Source organism: Tumebacillus lipolyticus, assembly GCF_042682745.1.
GTDB lineage: Bacteria > Bacillota > Bacilli > Tumebacillales > Tumebacillaceae > Tumebacillus_A > Tumebacillus_A lipolyticus.
Genome location: NZ_JBHUIO010000005.1, coordinates 795,888 through 812,379 on the forward strand (window position 1 = coordinate 795,888; position 16,492 = coordinate 812,379).

Here is a 16,492-nt window from a genome sequence, read left to right on the forward strand (position 1 = left end):
CGAAGCATCGCGTGTCCTGCCATCAATGATTTAGCTCTTGACGTTCCCCGCTGATCATATAGATGACCCACTCGCCGATGTTGGTCGCATGGTCGGCGATCCGCTCCAGATTGCGGCAGACCATCAGCAGGAGCGTCGCCTGTTGCACGTTGGCGGGGCTCGACTCCATCAGCTCCTGCAATTCGAGGAAGATCTGCTTGTACAGGCTGTCGACCTCATCATCTTTGACCGCGAGCGACTGGGCGATCTCCAGATCTTTTTTTACATAGGAGTTGAGCGCATCGCGCAGCATCTCTTTGGTCATCTCCGCCATGCGCGGCGTGTCAACCAGCGGCTTGAGCAGCTTGCTCCCCTGCAGTCGCTTCGTCGTCTTGGCGATGTCGACCGCATGGTCGCCGATGCGCTCAAGGTCGGTGACGATCTTCATCGCGGTGCCGATCACGCGCAGGTCGGACGCCATCGGCTGTTGCAGAGCGAGCAAACGCAAGCAAGACGATTCGATCTCCACCATCATGTCGTTGATCTTATCATCCCCTGCGATCACATCTTGTGCAATCGACACATCGAGGTTGGCGAGCGATTTGACCGCCAGAAAGATCGCCTCTTCGACCATCACACCCATTTTTAACAAATCGCGCTGCAGTTCATCCAGCGATTGGTGGAACCCTTTTCTGTTATCCATGCTTCGCTTCGCCTCCTGAAGTTTGCTTTTCTCGCTCAGCCGAATCGCCCGGTGATGTAATCCTCGGTGCGCTTGTCGCTCGGGTTGGTGAACAGCTTGTCAGTCTCCCCGTGCTCCACCATCACCCCGTTTAAGAAAAAGGCGGTGGTATCGGAGATCCGGGCAGCCTGTTGCATGTTATGCGTGACGATGATGATCGTATACTTCTCTTTCAGCTCCTGTGTCAGCTCTTCCACCTTCAGCGTCGAGATCGGGTCGAGCGCAGACGTCGGCTCATCCATCAGCAGCACCTTCGGCTCGACAGCCAACAGGCGAGCGATGCACAGCCGCTGTTGCTGGCCGCCGGAGAGGCCGAGCGCCGACTTGTTCAGCCGATCTTTCGCCTCGTCCCAGAGCGCCGCCTGCTTCAGCGAGCGCTCGACGATCACGTCGAGATCTTTTTTGCGACGAATCCCGTGGATGCGCGGTCCGTAGGCGATGTTGTCATAGATCGACATCGGAAACGGGTTGGGGCGCTGAAAGACCATGCCGACATTTTTGCGCAGGTGCACCACATCGGTCTCTGCCCCGTAGATGTTCTCCCCGTCGACCAGCACGCTCCCGGTGATCTTCACGCTAGGGATCAGATCGTTCATCCGGTTGAGCGTGCGCAAAAGCGTCGATTTGCCACAGCCGGACGGGCCGATAAAAGCGGTGATCGAACCTTCCGGAACGGACAGGTCGATCTCATAGAGCGCTTGATTTTCTCCATAATAAAGGTCAAGACCTTGCACGCGGATCTTCTCGTTCATCGAAACTGCAGACGTTTTCACAAGATGTTCCTCCCCTTAGCTTGACTTCCCGGCCGCTTTTCGTTGCAGATAGCGACTTGGCAACGCGATCAACAGGTTCAAGATCAACACGACGATGATCAGCAGCGCAGCGGTGCCCTCAGCGATCGACATCGCATCCGGCACCAACGCCTCAGAGCGGATGTACCAGAGGTGTACGGACAGCGTCTCCCCGGAGGCGAACAGGTTGAAGTCTGGCGCAAAGCGCGAGACGGACACGCCGGCGGTGAAGATCAGGATCGCCGATTCGCCGAGCGCACGGCCTGCGACCAGCGTGATCCCGGTGACAAGGCCGGGCAGCGACGTGGGAATCAGCACTTTGCGGATCATCTGCCACTTGGTCGAGCCGAGCGCCAAACTCGCTTCCCGATAGGAGTCGGGCACGGCGCGAAGCGTCTCCTCGGTCACGCGCACCAACACCGGCAGATTGAGCAGAGCGAGCGTCAGCGCCCCGCCGAGGATGGTAAAGCCAAGCCCCATCCAGGTCACAAACAGCAAGCTTCCGAACAGACCGAAGACGATCGAAGGCACCGAGGCCAACATTTCGGTCGAGAGGCGAACCAGATCGGTAAACCAGTTTTTCTTCGCGTACTCGGCGAGCCAGATGCCTGCGCCGATCCCAAAGGGGAGCGAGAAGAGCAGCGAGAGCGCCAAAATGTAAAACGAGTTGAACAGCATCGGGCCGACACCGCCGCCCGCCTTCACCTCTTCCGGTTTGCCGAAGATGAAGTCGAGCGTCAGGTGGGGAACCCCCGCCGAGAGAATATACCAGAGAAACCAACTGAGAATGCCTAAGATCAAGAAACCGATCAGCCAGAAAAATCCTGTGGCGAGCTTATCTGTCAGCTTTGTTTTCATCTACGCTTCCCTCCTGCGAGCAACGAGCCGAATGATCAGGATCAGCGACAGGGAGACGAGCAGCAGGATCAAGGACATCAGGAACAGCGAGTTGTTGACCGTCGTCCCGAAGATCGACGCCATCTCTTTGACGATCTGGGTCGTCAGCACAGAGGTCGGCTCGCCGAGGCCCTTCGGCAGCACCGGCGCGTTGCCGATGACCATCTGCACCGCCATCGCTTCCCCGATCGCCCGCCCCATCCCGAGGATCACCCCGGTCAAAATGCCAGGCGTCGCCGCGGGGAGCAGCACTTTGCGAATCGTCTGCCAGCGCGTCGCCCCAAGCGCATAGGACGCTTCTTCCAGCGAGCGCGGCAAGGTGCGCAGCGCATCTTCGGAGACGGAGAGGACGGTCGGCAAAATCATGATCGCGAGGATCACCGCAGCCGGCCCCACCCCAAAGCCCGGCTCGCCCGGAAACATCTTTGAAAACCACGGCACGAAGATCAGCAGACCGATCAGGCCGTAGACGACAGACGGAATGCCGACGAACAGGTCGACAGCCGGGCGCATGATCTCCCGCATCCAGCTGGGCGCGATCTTCGCCATGAACACCGCGCCGCCGACTGCGATCGGCACTGCGAGCAACAGCGCCAGACCGGTGACGAGGAACGAGCCGATGATAAACCCTGCCGCCCCGTACTCCCCTTCGGACGGCGCCCAGTTGGTGCTGAAGAAAAACTCTGCCACGCCAGCATCCGGATCGGCAAACGTCTTCAGCCCTTGGTTGCCCACAAACAAGATGATCCCAAAAATGATCAGCGATACGAAGATCGCACTCCCGACAAACAGCCAGTGCATCATGCGGTCTGTGCGGCGGCGCATCGAGCTTGCGCCGCCGACCGTTTCTTTTCCTGCAGCCATCAGGAACCCCCCACCTAGCGAATGGTTGAATTTTTAACTGATAATTCGCGCAAAATTTACAATTGGGTCAAAACATAGGGGCAGGGACGGCTTCTCAGCACCGCCCCTACCCATCGAATCACGGGTGATGGTTATTTTTTCAGCTTGTTGATCGGGATGAACTTGAGGCCTTCAACCTCTTTGGTTTGGAACTCTTCGGACATGATGTAGTCGAGGAACGCCTTGCTCACTTTGTTCGGCTCGCCTTTGGTGTACATGTGCTCGACCGAGTACAGCTTCCATTTGCCGGAGAAGATGTTCTCTGGCGAATATTCGACGCCATCCAGCTTGAGCAGCTTGATCTTGTCATCCGCATACGGAGCATCCATGTAGCCGATCGAACCGGACGTCTGTTCAACCGAAGTTTTCAGCGCGCCCGTGGAATCTTGGACGACCGCATCTTTTGCAAAGTCTTTGTCTTTCGGGAGCAGAGCGCTCTTGATATATTTGCGGGAGCCGGAAGATTCGGCGCGGCCGATGATGGTGATCTTCTGATCTTTGCCACCGACCTCTTTCCAGTTGGAGATCTCGCCGGTCAGAATCTTGCCCGCCTGTTCACTTGTGATATCCTCTACCGTCACATCTTTGTTGGTGACCAGCACGAACGGAGCGATCGCGACCTGGTGGTCGACAAGCCCTTTGCCTTCGTACTCCTTGCCTGCTTCCACGTCAGAGTTCCCAATATCGACAGCGCCTTCTGCCACTTGCTTCAGGCCTGTGCCAGAGCCGCCTGCTGCAACGTCGATCGTGACGCCAGAATGTTTGTCTTGAAATTGTGCAGCCGCGTGTTTGACGAGCGGCAGCAGTGCCGAAGAACCGGATGCAGTGATTTTCCCAGAGAGTTCTTCTTGCTTCGGCGTATCGGTACTGCCGTTGTTGTTTTTGCTCTCTTCCTTTTGGCCGCATCCTACCATCAAACCCGCAGTCATCGTCGCGATCAGACCGAGAGTGAGCGCTTTTTTCGACACAGTTGCAAACACTTGAAAGTCCCCCTTTAGGTAGCTTCCTCATTTGATTGTTTCGTTCGTCAGTTGCAAGCGACTCGCGATCGCTTACAGTATTCATCCTATCAGCCGTTCGTAAATCTAGTTCTGGCTTTGCGTAAAGGGTTTGTAAATTTGCATCGAACGCTCCGCAAACAAAAAAGCGCCCCGTCCCGGCATGGGACGAGGCGCTTGACGCGCTCAGTTTACAATCGTCTGTTCTGCTGTCATCATGCTGTGCAACAACCGCTCAAACTCATCGGACGGCAACGGGCGCGAGATCAGATACCCCTGCATCTCGTCACAGCCTCGCTCGCGCAGCATCTGCTGTTGCACTTCTGTCTCCACGCCCTCTGCGACCACCTTCAGGTTGAGCGAGTGCGCCATCGCGATGATCGCCGTCGGGATCGCCGCATCGTGGTGCAGATCCGACATGTCGCGAACGAACGATTGGTCGATCTTGAGCGTCTGAATGGGAAACTTCTTCAGATAGTTGAGCGACGAGTATCCGGTGCCGAAATCGTCGATCGAGATCCCGATGCCGAGCTCGTTGATCTCATGCATCGTGGCGATCGCCCGCTCCACGTTGTTCATCGTGATGCTCTCGGTGATCTCCAGGTTGAGATAGCGCGGCTCAAGCCCGGTGTCTGCCAAAATCTTTTTGATCATCGCCACCAGATTCGGCTGCCCGAACTGGCAGGCGGAGAGGTTGACCGCAACGCGCATCGGCTGATAGCCTGCCATCTGCCACGCCTTGTTCTGGCGGCAGGCGGTTCGCAACACCCATTCGCCGATCGGCAGGATCAGCTTCGTCTCCTCCGCCAAAGGGATGAATTCTGCTGGCGAGACCAGCCCGCGATCCGGGTGCCGCCAGCGCACCAGCGCTTCCATGCCGGTGATCCGCCCTGTGTTCAAGCACACCTGCGGCTGGTAGCAGAGAAAAAACTCTTCCCGCTCCACCGCCTTGCGCAGATCGCCCGCCAACAGCAGCCGTTCCGACGCGCGGGTGTTCATCGCCGCCTCGAAGAGCTGGTAGTGATTGCGCCCGCTGCGCTTCGCATGGTACATCGCCATCTCCGCACTGCGGAACAGCGTCTGCGCGTCTGCCCCATCCTCAGGGAAGCGCGAGATGCCGAGCGACAGGTTGATGAACAGCTCCTGCCCCTCCACATGAAACTTCTCCTCCAAGGCGCCAAACACTTCTTCGGCCACCTGGATCACTTCCGCATCATCCTTGGCGTCTTCCAAGATGATCACAAACTCATCTCCGCCCAAGCGGTACACGCGCATCTTTCCGGTCATCCGCTTGATCAACCGCTCGGAGACGACGAGCAGCACTTTGTCGCCAAACGAATGGCCGAGCGAATCGTTGAACATCTTAAAGTCATCCAGATCTAAAAACAGCACGGCAACTCGTCCATCCACCGGCTGTGCCGCCTTGATCGCCTGGCTCAAATGCTCCTGAAACAACATCCGCCCCGGAAGTCCGGTCAAGCGATCGGTCGTCAGCTGGTGATAAAACTCTTCGGACAGCTCCTGTTCGTGCAGCAGTCGCTCCTGCACATCGCGATAGACTTTCCCCACCAGATAAAGCCCATAAAAGGTCAAGGCCACACAGCTGAGCCCCAGCCAGCCGGTCACCTCATCGGCCCATTTGGCTATCGATCCATCAAAATATTTGATCACCAATGAGAAAAAAGAGACGCCGAGCAGATAAGTATAGATTCCATAGATCCTCGTCCGCAACCGGTCTGTCACCACTTTAAAGTCGGAAAACAGAACCCTCGTATACAGCCCGAGTAGAAGTAGCGTATAACAGATCAGAGCCCGCAGCCAAATGATTTCCTGGTCTGGCTTCGGTCCCCACGGCCATCCAAACAACTCTTCGGCGCGTGCCAACTCCAAAAGCTGCAGCGCAAAATAGCTGCAACCGAGCATGACGATGGCGCCAACCCCAATGCGAAGCGCTTTGCTGTCGTTCCCCTCTTTGCTTCGACTCACCCAGTCACCTCCAACCCCGATTGCCCCTCCAATACGTTTTAACCGTGGAACCACGGAAATTTGATAGTTTCCCGAATCTTACCACAACCTATTATAGTAAAAAAATCGGGAAAATACTAGCAAAGCTTTTACACAATATTAATGAAAATAATCTCGTAGCAAAAAATTTCTCGAAAAAAACAGACAGAAGCTTTATTTCGCTTCTGCCCGTTCTCCCTACAGATCGAATCGCGAGATGGCGCTGTTCAGCTCTTCTGCCATCGCCCGCAGCTGATCGGCCGATGCGTTCACATCTTCCATCGAGGCGAGCTGCACGACCGAGGCGGCCGCACAGCTCTGGGAGGAAGCGGCCGACTCTTGCGACACCTGCTTCATCACCTCGACCCCTCCTGCCACCTCCTGGGAGTGCAGCGACATCTCTTTTGACGCGTCGGTGATCTTCTGCACCTGTGTCGCCACATGCTCCGCCGCCTGCAAGATGCGCGAAAACGTGTAGCCTGCGCGGTCGACCAGCTCGATCCCCGAGCGAATCTCCTCCGCTCCCTGACCGATCGCCAGCACCACCCGCGCGATCTCCGCCTGCATCTCGCGGATCAGCGTGGCGATCTGCCTTGCAGACTCCTGCGACTGCAAGGCGAGCTTCGACACCTCGTCCGCCACCACGGCGAACCCTTTACCATGCTCGCCAGCCCGCGCCGCTTCGATCGAAGCATTCAGCGCCAACAGGTTGGTCTGTGCCGCGATCCCGGTGATCACCTCGACGATCTTGCCCACTTGTGAGGAGCGCTTTTCCAGCGCTTGCACCGCCTCGCTCGTATGTGCGGTCGTCCGGTCGATCGAGTTCATCTGCCCGATCGTCTGCATGATCGCCCGATTGCCCTGCTCCGCCTCTTGCGCGGTCTGCGAAGATTCGTCGGCCACGCCGATCGAGCGCTTGACGATCCGCCCGATCTCCAGCGCCATCGCATCCATCGCGCCTGCCGCCTCGACAGCCGCATGCGCTTGCGATTCTGCGCCGCCCGCCACCTCCTGAATGGTGGCCGCCACCTGCCGGATGCCTTCTGATGTCTCCTCCGCATGGTGGGAAAGCTCTTTTGACGAGCTGGCGACCTTGCCCGCGATCTCCCCGACCTGACCGATCAGCCCGCGCAGGTTGTCCACCATGCTGTTGACCGCCACGCCGAGAACGGCGATCTCGCGAAAGTCGCGCCCGGTCGCATAGCGGATGTTCAGGTTGCCCGCTGCCACCTCTTTCATCAGCTTGCCCATCGCAAGCAGCGACCGCTGGATGTTGCGCGTGTAAAACCAGATGCCGAAGTTGCCGATCACCAGAGCTGCGACCACCAAGATCCCTGTCACATTGCGCAGCTCTGTCAGCGCTGCCAAGATGTCATCATCTGTCACCGAGGCGACATAGACGAGGTTGCGCTCCGGCACAAATTCGAACGCGTAGGTGCGCGCTTCACCGGAGGAGCTGCTCTTTAGCAAGCCCGTTTTTTCCTGTATCATCTGCGCCTTCAACTCTCGGTCGAGGGCGAGGTCTCCTTCTCGATCCAAAGCGGAGGAGCCGTCCGGCCGCAACAGGACGGACGTCACCTTCCAGCCGATGCTTTCAAACTGGCGCAGTCCGTTCTCCACCACATAGGTCGCCTCTCGCTCGAACATCCGCGAGTCGGACGTCTGCAGCAAGATCCCCACCTGTTTGGCCGTCTGTGCCGCATGACCATGCAGCTGAAAATTGGCACCTGCCCGCAACTCATTCGCCATCACGAAGTACACCGTACCCCCGGTGGCAAAAACGACAACGAGCAAGAGCACCGATACAAACAACGTCAATCTTGTCTGCACAGAAACGCCCTTGCTCGTCTTTTTCTTGTTCATGGTGTCGTACCCTCCCCGTCCTCCTACAGTCTTCACGTTCAGTATCGCAAAACAACATGAAGGAAAGATGGAGATTTTGTAAAAAACGTAAAGGTGTTTTTTATTGCGTCACCGCCGCTCCCAGCCGATCAAGATTTGAAAATTTCAAACGAATGCTCGATACTGGTGCAAAGGGGCGCAGTCCATCTGTAGGAATGGGACGAGCGCTTGCGAGAGGTGAAGATGCTTGATGATGAACCGTGAGATCGAATACAGATCGTTGCAGCTGAGCGATTTTGATCTCCCCCTGCTCAAAACATTCAAACGCGATCAGGTGACCCATCGCGTCTGGTATGTGGAGAGCGGTCGGTGCCAGCTGAAAGATGACCATTTTGTCGATCGGTGGGACGATGAGAAAAAGGAACAGGTCATGCGAACGCTCGCGCAGTGCCTGCGGTCGGGAGGCGTTGTGTTCGGCGCCTTTGTCGATCACGATCTGGTCGGCTTCGCAAGCGTGGAAAGCGAGCGCTTCGGGGTCGCGCAAGACTATCTCGAACTGTCCTACCTCCACGTCTCGCATGACTATCGAAACTGCGGCATCGGGAAGCGGCTGTTTGAGCAATGCTGTGCGGGCGGAAAGCGGATGGGCGCAAAAAAGCTCTACATCGCGGCACACCCTGCCGAAGAGACGCAGCATTTTTACCGCTCGGTCGGCTGCACGCTGGCGGTCGAGCTCAACCGGAGCATCTATGAGAAAGAAAAATTGGATCTGCAGTTGGAAGTCCTGCTCTAGCACCCTCGGACAGTGCAGACCTGCTTGGGGAGCGGCAAGCTGCCGCTTCCTCTTTCCTTGATCAGATCAGGTTGGGTCAGGTTGGAAACTGCGAAAAGGGGGAGAAAAGCAAAGAAGCCCTGCACGCGTTGGGGACACGTACAAAGGCTTCTTTGTGTGGGGGGTAGGGGGATTACAAAAAAGGGTAAATGAGTAATGCTACCCGATGAGTCACTGCTGATAAAAAAATCCACCTCGGTGGGTTGCCGAGATGGATACTTTGCAGACTGTGGGGTAACAGCCCGCGACCGTATCAATCAGCAACCTGGCAATCTTGGTCGGTTTAGGGAGAACCGACGTTAGACCCATGGCTTTGCGTCGCCGCCTTTCAGCGGGTTTGCCTTTATTGATTGACTCATCTTATGTCTTTATTATAATCACGGGTCAATTAATCGGTATATAGGTCTTTAGTCCTATTTTCACCTAGACCGTTCCATCGCTCCAAAACGCCGCCAGCGTCGGCACCACTTCGAGCGGCGAGACTTTTCCGCGCAGATCGAACACGCAGTGCACGCTGCGTCCGTCAGTTCCGAACAGCGGTGCCATCGCTTTTGTCAGATCGCCCTCCACCACTCGAACCAAGCTGACCGTGCCGCGCTTTTTGGCGATCGATTCGACGATTCTCGCCGTCTCATCCCTAGAATCGCAGTCGAGGACGACCACCGCAAGCTCCCGTCCACAGAACGGCTCAGCAGTCGTGAGCGTTCGGAGGATCCCTTCGATGTAAGAGGCTCCCTCCGCGACGACCAGGATCGCTGTCACCGGCACCCCCCGCCTGTGTTTGTGAACGAAAAATCGCACCGCCTTCCACAGCACCATGAAGATGCCATATAACGCAAACCCCCAAATGAATAGAGCGAGCACTCTTGACACCTCCCTATAGTGTCAATATATGCCGCTCCGTTCGCCCACGTGCTTTCGGTTATAGGCGCACCCAGCAGCGCTTGGCTGCGGTGATCACCGCCTGCGTTCGATCGTCCACCGACAGCTTGCCCAAGATCGAGGAGACGTGATTTTTCACCGTCTTCTCCGAGATGAACAGCGTCTCGCCGATCGTGCGATTGCTCTTTCCTTCTGCCATCAGCTTTAAGATCTCCATCTCGCGCTGGGTGAGGATGTCCTGCCATTCGGAGGAGAGCTCCTGCTCCTGCGGCTCAGGATCTCCCTCGTACACCTGATTGGACAGGCGCTTAAACTCGTTGAGCAGCTTGGTGGTCACCTGCGGGTGAATGAAGGACGAGCCGCCCGCCACCTGACGCACCGCATCGACCAGAACGTCAGACTCGACATCTTTGAGCAGATAGCCGTTCGCACCCGCGCGGATCGTCTCAAAGATATACGCTTCATCATCGTGGATCGACAGGATCAGAATGCGCGCGTCCGAGTTCGCCTCTTTGATCAGTCGAGTCGCTTCCACGCCTGTGCGCTTGGGCATGTTGATGTCCATCAGCACGACCTGCGGTGCCACTTCGAGCACGAGGGAGACGGCCGTCTCCCCATCGCTGCACTCACCGACGATCTCCATGTCATCCTCCAGCTCAAAGATGCGTCGCAGCCCTTGGCGAAACAGCGTATGGTCATCAGCTAGAAACAGCTTGATCTTCTGTTTGTCCATTTCAATTCCCTCCCTCATTCCGTGAACGGTAACGTGATGAGCACGCGAGTTCCTTTTCCCGGGGTGGACTTGAACTCTACCTTGCCGTCGAGAAGCTGAATGCGCTCCTGCATGCCAAGCAGTCCGAAATGACCGGCCTCACGACTTTGCAGAGCTTCCTCGACAGGAAAACCGACGCCATCATCATCTATGTGTACTGTGATTTGTTTCTCGGTCAGTTCCAACTTGACGTTGGCAACCTTCGCCTTGGCATGTTTCCAAATGTTGTTCAGCGCCTCTTGCACCGTTCGAAACACCGCCACTTCCAAGGCTGGATTCAGCCGCTTCTCACGACCGAACACCTTCAGCTCGGCGATGATCTGATGCTTGTCCTGAAAGCTGGCCAAATAGCGCCGCAGGGTGGGCACCAGCCCGAGGTCATCGAGCGCCATCGGCCGCAGATCGAAGATGATCTGCCGCACTTCAGCCAGTGAGGCGCGCACCATCTCTTTTAGCTCGCGCAGTTCGTCGCGCACCTTCTCCACATCGCGATCGAGCATCCGCTCGCAGATCTCAGCCCGCAAGACGACGTTGGCCATCATCTGCGCCGGACCGTCATGGATCTCCCGCGCCACTCGCTTGCGCTCTTCCTCCTGCGCTTGGATGACGCGCATGCCAAGATATTGGCGCTGCTCTGCGCTCTTCAGCGCCATCCCGATATTCTGCAGATCGCCCGAAAGGTAGGAAAAGGCGATCGACAGCTGCGTGACCAGCGCTTCCGCCTTTTGAATCGTCGCTTCTAAGTTGCGGAGCCTTCTGTCCAGATCCTCTCGTCGGCGGCGCAGCGCTTCTTCCCGCTCGCGGATGACGAGCAGCTGCGACTGAAGCAGATGCGCCTCATCATAAGCTGACTTGATCGTCGTTTCTGAATAATGACCAAAATTCTGGCTGACCTCCACCAACTTGCGTCGCGCCTGGCGGTACTCTTTCTCCAGACGGTCAACCTCTTGGATCGTCTCCTGCACTTGCCGTTGGATGATCTCGATCTCATCCGCCAAGTTCTGGCGCTCTTTGCGAGCGCTCTCCGCGATCTCAAAGACCTGTTGTTTCCCCTCCTCGATCGCCAACAGCGTTCCTGAAATGGCTTTGTCGAGGATTGTGGTATCGAAGTCATTTGCCAACCTGGGCAACCTCCTGAACCGATTTCCCTCAATGGTGATCTATATAGTTTCCATGCAAAACATCGATTTTCCTGCACCCTCCCAGATCGCGAGACAAGAAAAAGGGGCGCAGTTGGGTAGGACTGCGCCCCAGTGCAATGGGGTAAGGGTGATATGGTATAGAGTACGAACCAGTCCCAATTTTTATGGGGGAGCGTCAAAAGACTGAGGAATGAAACTTCAATTAAACTGAAACGACGATATCTGCACATTACCTTTAAAGATTCGACAAAATACAACTAATTTTTTGTAAATAATATAAAATAACTATCAGAATGGAAGAAAATGAATGCGAATCGCCGCCTGAGAATCCCCAATGGCAAAGGCATGTCCCTGTTCGTTTTGATTATAAATCATAGTGTTGCTACGATAAATGTAACAAGCTGAATCGTGATAAATATGGATTAAGGGAGGAACATCACATGAGTAACTCCTCTTTGGGAGAGCGTATTAAGAAGGCCCGCAAGGAAGCCGAAATGACCCAAAACGAGCTCGCACGTGAAATTGTCACCTCTAGCATGATCTGTCAGATTGAGAATGGGAAAGCATATCCCTCTTATAAAGTGCTGGCAGCGCTGGCAGAACGCCTCACCAAGCCGATCGAATACTTCGTTTCCGACACGGAGACGAACATTCGGCAACGCTCCTCTTTTACGCTCGCGAAGGCGCTGATGGCTTCTGGCTCTTATGCGAAAGCGTATTCACTGCTCAAGAGCATGCAGGAATACGGGCAGACGGAGGCGGACGATTTCTATATGACCTTGGCCAAATGCTGTCAAGAGCTCGGCAAGTATGACGAGGCGATCGAGCGGCTCGATGAGCGGCTGGCAGCAGCGCACGGCGACAGCGACCAGGTGTTTACGATCTACCTGCGCATGGGCGATGTGGCCGATCACTCCGGGCAGTATCAGCTCGCCCTCTACCACTGGCGCAAAGCGTTCGAGATGCTCGATCGCGTGGACGCCGATCCGTTCGATCGCGCTCAGCTCTTGACTTCGATCGGCAACACCTATCATCGCCTCGGGTGCTATGAGGAGGCTGTTCAGTTTTTGGAGCAGGCGTTCGAAGAGCGCAAGGAAAACGTTTCGCTCGAAGACCTCGGTCAGATGTTCTTGACGCTGTCCTTGTCCTATCGCGACTCGAACAATTTCGATCAGGCCACCCTGTTCTCCGACCGCGCCCACGCGATCTTTAAAAGCTTGAACCACCTGCACCTCGCCACCGAGGTGCGCCGATCGCTCGCCGTGCTGCTCGCGAAGCAGCATGGGAAGATTCAAGAGGCGCTGCAGATGCTCGACGAGTGCACCGAGCGCTATATGAAGAACGACGATCTGTACAACATCGGCCTGACGCACGTGGAGACTGCTGTCGTGCTGCAGTTGGCCGGCGAGGTGGAGACGGCGATCTCGATGGTCAACGACTCGCTGGAGCTGATCGCGACAGACGATCTGGAGCTGGCGCGCGCTCATCGATTGCTGGCCGAACTGCACCGTGAAAAGCGCTCGATCAAAGAGGCGATCCATCATCTCTACCTGTCGCTCAACCTGTACCAGCGGCATGGTCATTCGGTCGGGATGATGGAAGCGATGAACCTGTCTGTGACGCTCTATCACGAGTGGGAACAGATTCGCACCACCCAATTTGAGGAGTTGATCATCGCTTAATCATTATTCTCATACAAAAAACCGGGAACTTTCCCGGTTTTTTTTTAATCCGACTAAAGAAGTATGTTAGAATAATATCGGACAAAAATTATGAAGGAGTGTTGAGATGGAAAACGCACCTATGGACTACCAACCGATTCGCCGTACAAAACCGTCGCTGGCGAAGCTTCTGAAACGAATTATCTTCATCATTTTAGGCGCTTCGCTTGTGTCGGTCGGACTGGAGATCTTCCTTGTCCCCAACAACATCATCGATGGAGGAATTGTCGGCATTTCGATCATCGCTTCCCATCTGACCGGAATCAGCATCGGTATCTTCTTGCTCGTGTTGAATCTACCGTTTCTGATCATCGGCTACAAGCAGATCGGAAAGACGTTCGCGCTTTCCACCTTGCTCGGCGTCGTCGTGATGTCGCTCGGCACTTCCTATCTGCATCCGGTTCCCGAATTGACAGATGACCCCTTGCTGGCAGCCGTCTTCGGCGGCATCATTCTCGGGATCGGCGTCGGCCTGGTCATTCGCTACGGCGGTTCGTTGGACGGCACAGAGATCGTCGCCATCCTGTTCAACAAAAAGACTCCTTTCTCCGTCGGCGAGATCGTGATGTTCTGCAACATCTTCATCCTCGGCAGCGCAGGCTTTGTGTTCGGATGGGATCATGCGATGTACTCGCTGATGGCCTACTATATCGCCTTTAAAATCATCGATCTGACCATCGATGGATTTGAAGAGTCGAAGTCGGTCTGGATCATCTCCGAGAAGCACCGCGAGATCGGCGACACGCTGCTCGCTCGCCTCGGACGTGGCGTCACCTACCTCAACGGCGAAGGCGGCTACTCGGGAGATGATAAAAAGGTCATCTTCTGCGTCGTCACCCGCCTTGAGGAAGCGAAACTGAAATCGATCGTCGAAGAGATCGACGAGCACGCCTTCCTCGCGGTTGGCACGATCGCCGAAGTGCGGGGCGGACGCTTCAAAAAGCGCGACATTCACTAGAGCGCGATATCACGAGGAGGTTTCCTGATGAAGAAAACCTGCCGGTACTGCAAAGGCCGCGGCAAGATCCTCACCTCCTTGCCGATTCCGATGCAAGTGATCTGTACACAGTGCGGCGGCACCGGGCTGATCGACCTGCCCGATCAGGTCGTCCGCAAACCCACTTCCAAAAAGCAGGAACCGAAACGCCAAGCGGGCGAATCGTCCTGATCGATCAGACCGTACCATTCCTCTGCGCTGTGCTGGCGCAGAGTTTTTTTTATCTACAGCCACTCCGCTTGTGCAGTGCCAGTGCTCAGACAAGCAAAAAGGCATGCGATCGCACGAAGCGTGCGAATGCCATGCCTTTTCCGAAACGAAAGATTGAACGATTACAGACCAGCGCCTTGACGCAGAACGTTCGCTTTGTCGGTGCGCTCCCACGGGAGATCGACATCGCTGCGACCGAAGTGGCCATATGCTGCCGTCTGACGGTAGATCGGTCGGCGCAGGTCGAGCTCTCTGATGATGCCCGCTGGACGCAGGTCAAAGTTTTGCTCAACCAGCTCAACGATCTTCTCGTCTGCAACTTTACCGGAGCCGAACGTGTCCACCATGATCGAGACCGGGCGTGCGACGCCGATCGCGTATGCCAACTGTACTTCGCACTTGTCAGCAAGGCCTGCTGCTACGATGTTCTTCGCCACATAGCGCGCCGCATAGGCAGCCGAGCGGTCAACTTTCGTCGGATCCTTGCCGGAGAACGCGCCGCCGCCGTGGCGTGCGTACCCGCCATACGTGTCGACGATGATCTTCCGTCCGGTCAGACCTGCATCACCTTGCGGACCGCCGATAACAAAGCGGCCGGTCGGGTTGATGAAGTACTTGGTGTCCTCGCCGACGAGCTCGGTCGGCAGAACCGGGTTGATCACATGCTCGTGCAGATCTTCTTTGATCTGCTCAAGCGTAACCTCTTCCGCATGTTGCGTCGAGATGACGATCGTGTCGATGCGAACCGGCTTGTCTCCTTCATACTCGACCGTCACCTGCGTCTTGCCGTCCGGACGCAGGTAGGGGAGCGTGCCGTTCTTGCGCACTTCGGTCAAGCGGTGTGCCAGCTTGTGAGCGAGCGAGATCGGCAACGGCATCAGCTCTTCGGTCTCATTGACCGCAAAGCCGAACATCAGGCCTTGGTCGCCTGCGCCGATCGCTTCTATCTCCGCATCGGTCATCTGTCCTTCACGAGCTTCGAGCGCCTGATCGACACCGAGTGCGATGTCTGCAGATTGCTCATCGATCGAGGTGAGCACTGCGCAAGTATCGGCGTCAAAGCCGTACTTCGCGCGCGTATAGCCGATCTCGCGGATCGTCTCACGCACGATCTTCGGGATATCAACATATGTGTTCGTGGTGATCTCGCCCGCTACGAGCACGAGACCGGTTGTGACAGAAGTTTCGCATGCCACGCGCGCATTCGGATCTTTTGCAAAGATCGCGTCGAGCACAGAGTCGGAAATCTGGTCGCAAATTTTATCAGGATGCCCCTCGGTGACAGACTCCGAAGTAAACAGGTAACGCTTCGCCATCTAAACCATACCTCCCCATTATCTATTGGAATCCCAAGCTTATACTATGTTGGAAACCCTAGGATGTTTGTTTACAAAGAAACAAGCACATATTACTTCATTTTATAGTATGTGTCAATGATATAGGCTTGATACTTCGCAGGAAAAGCTCCGGCCAGTGCCGGAGCCCCATTTACACTATGATATTGTCAGTTATAACCAGCTATTCTTTTCCGTTCTGACCAGGCTGTTGCCCGGCGATCATCGCCTGTGAAAACGCGACCATCTTGCGCACCATGTGCCCGCCGACCGCGCCTGCGTCGCGCGTGGTGATGTGACCCCAGTAGTCCTCGCTTCCTTGGTATACGGGCAGACCCATCTCCGCTGCGATCTCATACTTCATGTCGTCGAGAGCTTGATGAGCTTGTGGAACGAGCTGCTTGTTTCGACGTCCGCTGCCAAGCGCCATAGAACATGCACCTCCA

General features: G+C 56.0%; 16 protein-coding genes and 1 riboswitch. Of the genes, 4 read left to right on the forward strand and 12 right to left on the reverse strand.

The features are described 5' to 3' along the window. Positions 1 to 22: 22 nt before the first annotated feature. The 7 genes from phoU to ACFSOY_RS08965 all read right to left on the reverse strand — a co-directional run bounded on the left by phoU (position 23) and on the right by ACFSOY_RS08965 (position 8,177). A complete protein-coding gene (phoU, locus tag ACFSOY_RS08935) occupies positions 23 to 682 on the reverse strand; it encodes a phosphate signaling complex protein PhoU (protein ID WP_386045798.1) in 660 nt (219 codons plus the stop codon). 35 nt (positions 683 to 717) lie between these two features. Beyond that, positions 718 to 1,473, reverse strand: coding sequence for a phosphate ABC transporter ATP-binding protein PstB (gene pstB, locus ACFSOY_RS08940; RefSeq protein WP_386046790.1), 756 nt, complete (start codon positions 1,471 to 1,473; stop codon positions 718 to 720). A gap of 36 nt (positions 1,474 to 1,509) precedes the next feature. Then, positions 1,510 to 2,370: a phosphate ABC transporter permease PstA gene (gene pstA / locus ACFSOY_RS08945; RefSeq protein ID WP_386045799.1), complete on the reverse strand. Its 861-nt coding sequence runs from the start codon at positions 2,368 to 2,370 to the stop codon at positions 1,510 to 1,512. Continuing rightward, on the reverse strand, positions 2,371 to 3,273 hold the full coding sequence (gene pstC / locus ACFSOY_RS08950) for a phosphate ABC transporter permease subunit PstC (RefSeq protein ID WP_386045801.1): 903 nt from the start codon (positions 3,271 to 3,273) through the stop codon (positions 2,371 to 2,373). Positions 3,274 to 3,404: 131 nt separating this feature from the next. Next, positions 3,405 to 4,292, reverse strand: coding sequence for a phosphate ABC transporter substrate-binding protein (locus tag ACFSOY_RS08955; RefSeq protein ID WP_386045802.1), 888 nt, complete (start codon positions 4,290 to 4,292; stop codon positions 3,405 to 3,407). A gap of 204 nt (positions 4,293 to 4,496) precedes the next feature. After that, the gene (locus ACFSOY_RS08960) at positions 4,497 to 6,296 is read right to left on the reverse strand and encodes a putative bifunctional diguanylate cyclase/phosphodiesterase (protein WP_386045804.1); all 1,800 of its coding nucleotides are present in this window, start codon (positions 6,294 to 6,296) and stop codon (positions 4,497 to 4,499) included. Between the two features lie 216 nt (positions 6,297 to 6,512). Beyond that, positions 6,513 to 8,177 (reverse strand): methyl-accepting chemotaxis protein, encoded by a 1,665-nt coding sequence (locus tag ACFSOY_RS08965; RefSeq protein WP_386045807.1) that lies wholly within the window; start codon positions 8,175 to 8,177, stop codon positions 6,513 to 6,515. Between the two features lie 229 nt (positions 8,178 to 8,406). Here ACFSOY_RS08965 and ACFSOY_RS08970 point away from each other — a divergent pair, with 229 nt between their 5' ends. Further along, the gene (locus ACFSOY_RS08970) at positions 8,407 to 8,949 is read left to right on the forward strand and encodes a GNAT family N-acetyltransferase (protein ID WP_386045809.1); all 543 of its coding nucleotides are present in this window, start codon (positions 8,407 to 8,409) and stop codon (positions 8,947 to 8,949) included. Between the two features lie 295 nt (positions 8,950 to 9,244). Continuing rightward, positions 9,245 to 9,340: riboswitch (cyclic di-GMP riboswitch) on the reverse strand. Between the two features lie 71 nt (positions 9,341 to 9,411). Here ACFSOY_RS08970 and ACFSOY_RS08975 read toward each other — a convergent pair. Genes ACFSOY_RS08975 through ACFSOY_RS08985 form a run of 3 tightly spaced genes read right to left on the reverse strand, consistent with a single transcriptional unit; the run spans position 9,412 to position 11,763 of the window. Then, the gene (locus ACFSOY_RS08975) at positions 9,412 to 9,852 is read right to left on the reverse strand and encodes a glycosyltransferase family 2 protein (protein ID WP_386045811.1); all 441 of its coding nucleotides are present in this window, start codon (positions 9,850 to 9,852) and stop codon (positions 9,412 to 9,414) included. Between the two features lie 58 nt (positions 9,853 to 9,910). Then, entirely contained in the window at positions 9,911 to 10,603 is a 693-nt protein-coding gene (locus tag ACFSOY_RS08980; RefSeq protein WP_386045813.1) for a response regulator, read from the reverse strand. A 14-nt stretch (positions 10,604 to 10,617) separates the two neighbouring features. Then, positions 10,618 to 11,763, reverse strand: coding sequence for a sensor histidine kinase (locus ACFSOY_RS08985; protein ID WP_386045815.1), 1,146 nt, complete (start codon positions 11,761 to 11,763; stop codon positions 10,618 to 10,620). Between the two features lie 461 nt (positions 11,764 to 12,224). On the opposite strand from ACFSOY_RS08985, the gene ACFSOY_RS08990 reads away from it, so the two are divergent. The 3 genes from ACFSOY_RS08990 (at position 12,225) to ACFSOY_RS09000 (ending at position 14,673) form a co-directional block, all read left to right on the forward strand. Then, the gene (locus ACFSOY_RS08990) at positions 12,225 to 13,466 is read left to right on the forward strand and encodes a helix-turn-helix domain-containing protein (RefSeq protein WP_386045817.1); all 1,242 of its coding nucleotides are present in this window, start codon (positions 12,225 to 12,227) and stop codon (positions 13,464 to 13,466) included. Positions 13,467 to 13,572: 106 nt separating this feature from the next. Further along, the gene (locus ACFSOY_RS08995; RefSeq protein ID WP_386045818.1) at positions 13,573 to 14,463 is read left to right on the forward strand and encodes a YitT family protein; all 891 of its coding nucleotides are present in this window, start codon (positions 13,573 to 13,575) and stop codon (positions 14,461 to 14,463) included. Positions 14,464 to 14,490: 27 nt separating this feature from the next. Then, positions 14,491 to 14,673 (forward strand): hypothetical protein, encoded by a 183-nt coding sequence (locus ACFSOY_RS09000; RefSeq protein WP_386045819.1) that lies wholly within the window; start codon positions 14,491 to 14,493, stop codon positions 14,671 to 14,673. Between the two features lie 161 nt (positions 14,674 to 14,834). Here ACFSOY_RS09000 and metK read toward each other — a convergent pair whose 3' ends face one another. Next, positions 14,835 to 16,028, reverse strand: coding sequence for a methionine adenosyltransferase (gene metK, locus ACFSOY_RS09005; RefSeq protein WP_386045821.1), 1,194 nt, complete (start codon positions 16,026 to 16,028; stop codon positions 14,835 to 14,837). 202 nt (positions 16,029 to 16,230) lie between these two features. After that, entirely contained in the window at positions 16,231 to 16,476 is a 246-nt protein-coding gene (locus tag ACFSOY_RS09010) for a small, acid-soluble spore protein, alpha/beta type (RefSeq protein WP_386045822.1), read from the reverse strand. Positions 16,477 to 16,492 lie beyond the last annotated feature (16 nt).